This is a genomic window from Roseateles cavernae, assembly GCF_040187885.1.
GTDB classification, from domain to species: Bacteria; Pseudomonadota; Gammaproteobacteria; order Burkholderiales; family Burkholderiaceae_C; genus Roseateles_E; species Roseateles_E cavernae.
Map to the genome: position 1 here is coordinate 76,579 of NZ_JBDPLH010000013.1, position 7,413 is coordinate 83,991.

General features: G+C 70.0%; 3 protein-coding genes and 1 tRNA gene. All 4 read left to right on the top strand.

The features are described from left to right. The first annotated feature begins 44 nt into the window (after nucleotides 1-44). Entirely contained in the window at nucleotides 45-1,226 is a 1,182-nt protein-coding gene (locus ABGI63_RS23565) for a vWA domain-containing protein (RefSeq protein ID WP_349745008.1), read from the top strand. Then, nucleotides 1,223-3,076: an autotransporter assembly complex protein TamA gene (locus ABGI63_RS23570; RefSeq protein WP_349745009.1), complete on the top strand. Its 1,854-nt coding sequence runs from the start codon at nucleotides 1,223-1,225 to the stop codon at nucleotides 3,074-3,076. The genes ABGI63_RS23565 and ABGI63_RS23570 overlap by 4 nt, the downstream gene beginning before the upstream one ends. Further along, nucleotides 3,073-7,155 carry a translocation/assembly module TamB domain-containing protein gene (locus ABGI63_RS23575; protein WP_349745010.1) on the top strand — a complete coding sequence of 1,361 codons (4,083 nt, stop codon included), beginning with the start codon at nucleotides 3,073-3,075 and terminating at the stop codon, nucleotides 7,153-7,155. The genes ABGI63_RS23570 and ABGI63_RS23575 overlap by 4 nt, the downstream gene beginning before the upstream one ends. Before the next feature lie 74 nt (nucleotides 7,156-7,229). Further along, nucleotides 7,230-7,304: transfer RNA gene (locus tag ABGI63_RS23580), tRNA-Arg, on the top strand. Nucleotides 7,305-7,413: the final 109 nt, after the last annotated feature.

Here is a 7,413-nt window from a genome sequence, read left to right on the forward strand (position 1 = left end):
TCGGATGTGGATAATCAACAGCCCACCCTGCCCCACCCGAGCCCATGCTGATCAAGTTCTTCTACACCCTGCGCGCGGCCAAGCTGCCGGTCTCGGTCAAGGAGTTCCTGACCCTGCTGGAGGGACTGAAGGCCGGGGTGATCGGCGCCGACGGCGTGCCGACGATAGACGACTTCTACTACCTGGCCCGCACCACCCTGGTCAAGGACGAGGCCCAGTTCGACAAATTCGACCGCGCCTTCGCCGCTTATTTCAAGGGCGTCGAGCTGCTGACCGACTTCACGAAGGAGGTGCCGCTGGAGTGGCTGCGCAAGCATCTGGAGCTGGAACTGACGCCCGAGCAGAAGGCCGCCATCGAGAAGATGGGGTGGGACGAGCTGATGGAGACGCTCAAAAAGCGCTTCGAGGAGCAAAAGGAACGTCATGAGGGTGGCAATCGCTGGATAGGCACCGGCGGCACCAGCCCCTTCGGCAACAGCGGCTACAACCCGCAGGGCATACGCATCGGTGGCCAGGGCGGGCAGAAAAGTGCGGTCAAGGTCTGGGAGCAGCGCGCCTACAAGGACTATGACGACAACCTCGAGCTCGGCACCCGCAATATCAAGGTGGCACTGCGCCGGCTGCGCCGCTTCGCCCGCGAAGGCTCGGATCTCGAGCTGGACCTGAACGACACCATCCACAAGACCGCGGCCAATGCCGGCATGCTGGACATCCGCATGATTCCGGAGCGCCACAACAAGGTGAAGGTGCTGCTCCTGATGGATGTCGGCGGCACGATGGACGAGCATGTGCACCGTGTCGAGGAGCTGTTCTCGGCCGCCAAGACCGAGTTCAAGCATCTGGAGTTCTATTACTTCCACAACTGCGTCTACGACTTCGTCTGGAAGAACAACCGCCGCCGCTTCGCCGAGAAGTTCCCGACCTGGGACATCATCCGCAAGTACAACAAGGACTACAAGCTGATCTTCATCGGCGACGCGACGATGAGCCCCTACGAGATCCTGCAGGCCGGTGGCAGCGTCGAATACAACAACGAGGAGCCCGGCGCCGAATGGCTGCAGCGGCTCACCCATGCCTTCCCGAAGTACGCCTGGATCAACCCCGAGCCGCAAGGCGTCTGGCAATACCGCCAGAGCATCGCGCTGGTCCAGCAGATCATGCATCAACGCATGTTTCCGCTCTCGCTGGCCGGGCTGGAAGGCGCCATGCGTTTGCTGAGCAAATGAGGGGGGGCACGCTGCGCACAGGCATCGCACTGGCGAGTCTGCTGCTGTCGGGCTGCGCCAGCCTGAGCGGCCTGTTCAATGGCGGCAAGCCGGCCGGCGCGCCGGCAGCCGACCCGCAGAAGATCGCCTACGAACTCGAGATCGACGCGCCCGAGGCGCTGCGCCCGCTCTTGCAGGAGCACCTGGACCTGGCGCGCTTTCAGCGCATCGGCGAGGACGAGCGGCTGAGCCGTATCGAGCTCGACCGCCTGGCCGCCGCCGCGCCGGCCCAGGCCCGCTCGCTGCTGGAGACCGAGGGCTATTTCAACGCCGAGGCCGGCTTCGAGCGCCTGGCGGCCGACGAGCGCGGCCTGCAGCGCGTGCGGCTGACCGTCACGCCCGGGCCGCGCACCGAGGTGGCCCGGTTCGACCTGAGCTTTGCCGGCGCGCTGCAAGAACCCCAGGGCGAGGATGCCCAGGCCCTGGCCGAGCGTCTGCGCGCCCAGCTGCGCGAGGACTGGAATCTCGACCCGGGCCGCTATTTCCTGCAAAGCCGCTGGTCTTCGGGCAAGACCGAGGCCCTGGCTACCGCCCGCGCCGGCGGCTACCCGCTGGCGCGCTGGGCCCACACGGCCGCGCGCGTGCAGGCCGAGACCAATAGCGTCGAGCTGGAATTGCAGCTCGACAGCGGCCCGCTGTTCCGCCTCGGCGAGCTGCGCATCGAGGGACTCAAATACCAGCACGAGGAAACCGTGCGGCGCCTGGCCGGCTTTGCGCCGGGCCAGCCCTATAGCGAGCGCGGCCTGCTGGACTTCCAGGAGCGGCTGCTGCAGACCCAGCTCTTCGATGGCGCCAGCGTCGATATCGAGCCCGAGGCCGAGCAGGCCGAGGCCACGCCGGTGCTGGTGCGCCTGCGCGAGGCGCCGCGCCAGCAGGCCACCACCGGCATCGGCTACAACGCCAACACCGGCCAGCGCGTCACGCTCGAACACCTGCACCTGATCCCCTTCGGCCTGCCGATGCGCAGCCTCAGCAAGCTGGATCTGGGCCGCGATCTGCGCGCCGCCTCGCTGGAGCTGACCTCGCATCCGCAGAACGATATGCAGCGCAATCTGGGCTCGATCGCGCTGGAGGAGGACCGCAGCGAAGGCGGGGTCAAGACCAGCCTGACGGCCCGGCTGGGCCGGCTGCGCGAGACCACCCGCGACGAACGGCTCTACTACCTCGAGCTGCTGCGTGCGCACGAGCGCGCCGACGATCTGAGCGTCAGCACCGGCGCGCTGTCGATCAACGGCCAATGGACACGCCGGCGGGTCGACAACAATCTGCTGCCGACCGAGGGACACACAGCCTCGCTGCAGCTGGGCCTGGGCCGCGCCGACAGCTCGATCGGCGCCAACGGCTTCTTCGGCCGGGTCAATCTGAAGACCGCCTGGTACCGGCCCTTCAAGCTCAGCGGCCAGACCTGGTATGCCAACACCCGGCTGGAGCTGGGTCAGGTCTTCGTCAAGCAGGACATCGGCGTGCCCGACAAGCTGCTGTTCCGCGCCGGCGGCGACGACTCGGTGCGCGGCTATCCCTACCGCAGCCTGGGCCCCACCGAGGGTGAGCAGAGCGTTGGCGGCCGGATGCTGTTCGCGGCCAGCGCCGAGATCGCCCGTCCGATCAGCGAAACCATGCCCAGCCTCTGGGGCGCGGCCTTCATCGACGCCGGCAATGCCGCCGACCGCTGGGGCGACCTGAAACCGGCCCTCGGCTATGGCGTCGGCGTGCGCTGGCGCAGCCCCGTCGGGCCGCTGCGCATCGACATCGCGCGCGGCCATGAGCTGCGCAAGTGGCGGCTGCACTTTAGCGTCGGCATCGCGCTATGAGCGAAGAGCACAGCACGCCGGCACCGGCCACGCTGCCTCGCAAGAAGCGCAGCCGCCTGCTGCTGACCACCAGCCTGGCCCTGCCCGGCCTGGCCGCCGTCGGCGCCCTGGCCCTGTACTGGGGCCTGAAGACCGAGCCCGGTACGGGCTGGCTCCTGCGGCAAGTGCCGGGCCTGCAGCTCGAGGCGCCGCAAGGCCCGCTGCTGGGCGACTTCTCGGCGCGCCGGCTGCGCTACCAGAGCCCCGGCTTCAGCATCGACATGCAGGACCTGCGCTGGCAGGGTCTGAGCCTGGCCTGGGAGCGCACGCCGCTGCTGTGGGGCCGGCTCGAGATCAAGCGCCTGCAGGCGCGACGCCTGGCGCTGGGCTGGCCCGACAGCCCGGCCTCGACCGAACCGATCACCGCGCCGCAAGACCTGACCCTGCCGCTGGCGGTGCAGATTGCCGATCTGCGTGTGGACGAGGTGCACGCACCGCCGCTGGGCGCGCAGCCGCTGCGCGATCTGCGCGCCGGCGTCTGGCTCGCCGAACAAGAGGGCCAGCGCCACCGCATCGAGCTGCAGCACCTGGCCTGGGACAAGCTCTCGCTCAGCGGCCAGGCCAGTGTGCAGACCAGCGCTGCGATGGCTGTGGATCTGCAGGCCCTGCTGCGCTCCGGCGCGCAATGGCAGGCGCAGGCCACCTTGAAAGGTCCGCTTGACGCGCCGGCGCTGCAGGCCAGAGCCGAGACCGCCGGCCAGGCGCTGCAGCTGAACGCCGCGCTGCGCCCGTTCGCGCGCTGGCCGCTGCAGGCCGCCGAGCTGAACGCCGACAAATTCGACCTCGCCGCCCTGCACAGCGGCCTGCCCAGCACGGTGCTGAGCGGCCATGCGCGGCTCAGGGCCAGCGCCTGGGACCAGCCGGCCCATCTGCTGGCCGAGCTGCGCAATGCGGCGGCCGGCCGCTGGGACCAGCAGCGCCTGCCGGTACACAGCCTCAAGCTCGATCTGCAGGCCCGCCCCGATCATCTGCAGGGCCTGCAGGACCTCAGCAGCCTGAAGGTCGATGTGCTGGAGGCCCAGCTGGGCAGCGCCGGCGCGCCGGCCGGCCGCCTCAGCGCCCAGGGCACGGGCCTGCAGCTGCAGGCCCGTGTCAGCGAGCTGCGCAGCGCCGCCCTCGATGCCCGGCTGCCGGCGCTGCGGCTGAGCGGCCGCGTCGATCTGAAGGGCCAGCTCGGCGAGAGGCCCAGCCTGGACCTGGATGGGCGGCTCAGCGGCGACTGGCAGCAGAGCGCCAAGCTGAGCCGGCCGGTCGAGCTGCAGCTGCGTGCGAACAGCGACGGCCGCCAGATCGAGCTGCAGCAGGCCCTGCTGCAATCGGGGGCCTCGCGCCTGGATCTCAAGGGCCAGGTCTTGCCCGCCAGCGGCCCGCAGGGCTGGAGCGCCAAACTCAGCGCCAGCGCGCAGGACTTCGATCCCCGCCTGCTGTGGGCCGGCGAGGCCGGCTCGGGCTGGGCCAAGGGCCAGCACAGCCTGGATGCCACGTTGCAGGCCGAGCTGCGTCAGGGCGCCGATGCCTGGCCGCTCGGCACCGCCAAGCTGCAGCTCCAGCCCAGCCTGCTGGCCGGCGTGGGTCTGGACGGCCAGATCAGCTATCAGGCCAGCGCCAAGCCCGAGCTGCAGCTGGACCTCAGCAGCGCGGACAACCGGCTGCGCCTGAGCGCCCAGGGCGGCGCCACGCCTCAGGGCCGCGCCGAGATCGCCGCGCCGAAGCTTGCAGCGCTGACCCCGTTGCTGACGCTGTGGGCCCCGCAGGCCCAGCTCAGCGGCGGCCTGCAGGGCACGCTGGCTTTGAATGGCAGGGATAGCGGCAAGGACGGCGGCGGCAGCACCAGCGGCCGGCTCGAGGCCAAGGCGCTGCAGCTGAAGAATCTGCCCGGGCTGGACAGCCTGCGCCTGGACGGCGCGACACTGGATTGGCAGCTCGACAGCCGCATCGATGCCCCGCTGCGCGCCCAGGCCCAGCTCAAGCAGCTGAGCCTCAACGGCAGCCTGGTCAGCCAGGCCCAGCTCGATTTGCAGGGCAGTTGGGCCCGCCATCAGCTCAAGCTCGATGGCCTGGGGTACACACCCACACCGGCCTGGGCCGCCACCATCGCCGACCCCGCCGGCCTCAGCGGCAGCCTGCTGCTGGCGCTGAACGGTCAGCTCTCGGCCTCACCCTGGCTGGCCTGGCGGCAGGCGAAGGCCCCAGTCAACTGGCAGGTCCAGGCCAGCCGGCTGCTTCTGCGGCCCACGCGCAGCGAGCAGCCCGACTGGGTCTCGGCGCGCGATGTCAAGCTGAGCTTGCAACTGGGCTCATCGATCGTGCTGCAGCAGGCCGATCTGGCGCCAGGCCGGCTCGAGCTGGCCGGTGCCGGGCTGCGCTGGAGCCAGATTCAGTGGCTGGCTGCCAGCGACGCCAACGGGCAGCCGCAGCTGAGCGCCGAGCTCGAACTGGAGCCGCTGGCGGTGGCGCCGCTGCTGGCGCGCTGGCAACCTGACTTCGGTTGGGGCGGCAAGCTGGTGATGGGCGGGCGGGCGCGGGTGCGCAGCGCGCCGCAGGTGGAGGTCGACATCGCGCTCAGCCGGGCCGGCGGCGACCTGACCGTGACCGATGAGGCCGGTGTCCAGGCCCTGGGCCTGAGCGAGCTGCGCCTGGGCCTGCTGGCCAGCGGCGGGGTCTGGCACTTCACCCAGGCGGTGGCCGGCAGCAATCTGGGCGTGCTGGGCGGCGCCATCACCAGTCGCACCTCGCCGCAGGCCCTGTGGCCCGCGCCGGATGCGCCACTGGAGGGCGTGCTGCAGGCCAATGTCGAGAACCTGAGCACCTGGGGCAGCTGGGTGCCGACGGGCTGGCGCCTGGGCGGCAGCTTCACTGCCGGGGTCCAGCTGGCCGGCAAGGTCGGTGCCCCGGAGATCATCGGCCAGGCCAATGGCGCGCAGATCGCGCTGCGCAACCCGCTGCTGGGCGTCGATGTGCGCGACGGCGAGTTCGCGCTGAGGCTCGACGGCAGCACCGCCACCCTGGAGCGCCTGAGCGCCCGTGGCGGCGATGGCAAGCTCAGCGCCCAGGGCCGCGCACTGCTGGGCGACAAGCCAGAGCTCTCGCTGAGCATGACGGCCGAACGCTTCGCGGCGCTGAGCCGGGTCGACCGGCGCCTGAGCGCCAGCGGGCAAGCCAGCCTGAAGATCAATCGGGAAGCCTTCAGCCTCGACGGGCGCTTCAAGGTCGATGAGGGTCTGTTCGACTTCAGTCGTGGCGATGCTCCCAGCCTGGATGACGATGTGCAGGTGCTGCGCCCCGACCGTGCCGTGCCCGAGGCCGGGCGTGCGCGCGCCAGCGGCCGGGCGCCGAAGATCGATGTGCAGCTCACGCTGGATCTGGGGCAGGCTTTGCGCATCAAGGGGCGCGGCCTGGACACCCGCTTGCGCGGCGAGCTGAAGCTGGTGCATCAGGGGGCGGGGCCGACCTTGACCGGGGTGCTGCGCACCTTCGGCGGCACCTACGACGCCTATGGCCAGCGCCTGGATATCGAACGCGGCGAGATCACTTTCGCCGGCGTGGTCGACAACCCGCGTCTGAACGTGCTGGCGGTGCGCCCGAATACCGATATCCGGGTCGGCGTGACCCTGACCGGCACGGCGCTGAACCCGCGCATCAAGCTGTTCTCGGAGCCCGATATGGGCGACACCGACAAGCTCTCCTGGCTGCTGCTGGGCCGTGCGCCCGACGGCCTGGGCCGCACCGACACGGCCCTGCTGCAGCGCGCCGCGCTGGCCTTGCTCAGCGGCGAAGGCGAGAGCACCTCGGGCAAGCTGATCAAGAACCTGGGGCTGGACGAGCTGTCGCTGAGCCAGGGCGAAGACGACTCGCGCGGCACCATCGTGCGCCTGGGCAAGAACATCTCGCGCCGCTGGTACCTCGGTTACGAGCGCGGCCTCAATGCCACCACCGGCAGCTGGCAGCTGATCTACCGCATCGCACGCCGATTCACCTTGCGCGCCCAGGCCGGCGAGGAGAGCGCGGTGGACCTGATCTGGCAGTGGAAGTGGGAGTAGCAGGGGCAGCGATCCCGGGTGTCGAACCCGCCGCTCATGCGACAATTCGCGCCGCCCCGGCTCCGGGGCAATGGCTCTCCGTAGTTCAATGGATAGAACGGCCGCCTCCTAAGCGGCAAATGTGGGTTCGATTCCCGCCGGAGGGACCAGCCTGTCACACAGGCGGCCCCATGCGCTGGTTTCAGCTCGCGACCGAGCCTGATCGGACTGCTGTCTGACGCCGGCGCCAAAGTGCCGGCACAAAAGCACCCGCCAGTG

Excerpts from the sequence above, each read along its gene's own strand:
- ABGI63_RS23575 (WP_349745010.1), top strand. The coding sequence starts at position 3,073 with ATGAGCGAAGAGCACAGCACGCCGGCACCGGCCACGCTGCCTCGCAAG.
- ABGI63_RS23570 (WP_349745009.1), top strand. The coding sequence starts at position 1,223 with ATGAGGGGGGGCACGCTGCGCACAGGCATCGCACTGGCGAGTCTGCTG.
- ABGI63_RS23565 (WP_349745008.1), top strand. The coding sequence starts at position 45 with ATGCTGATCAAGTTCTTCTACACCCTGCGCGCGGCCAAGCTGCCGGTC.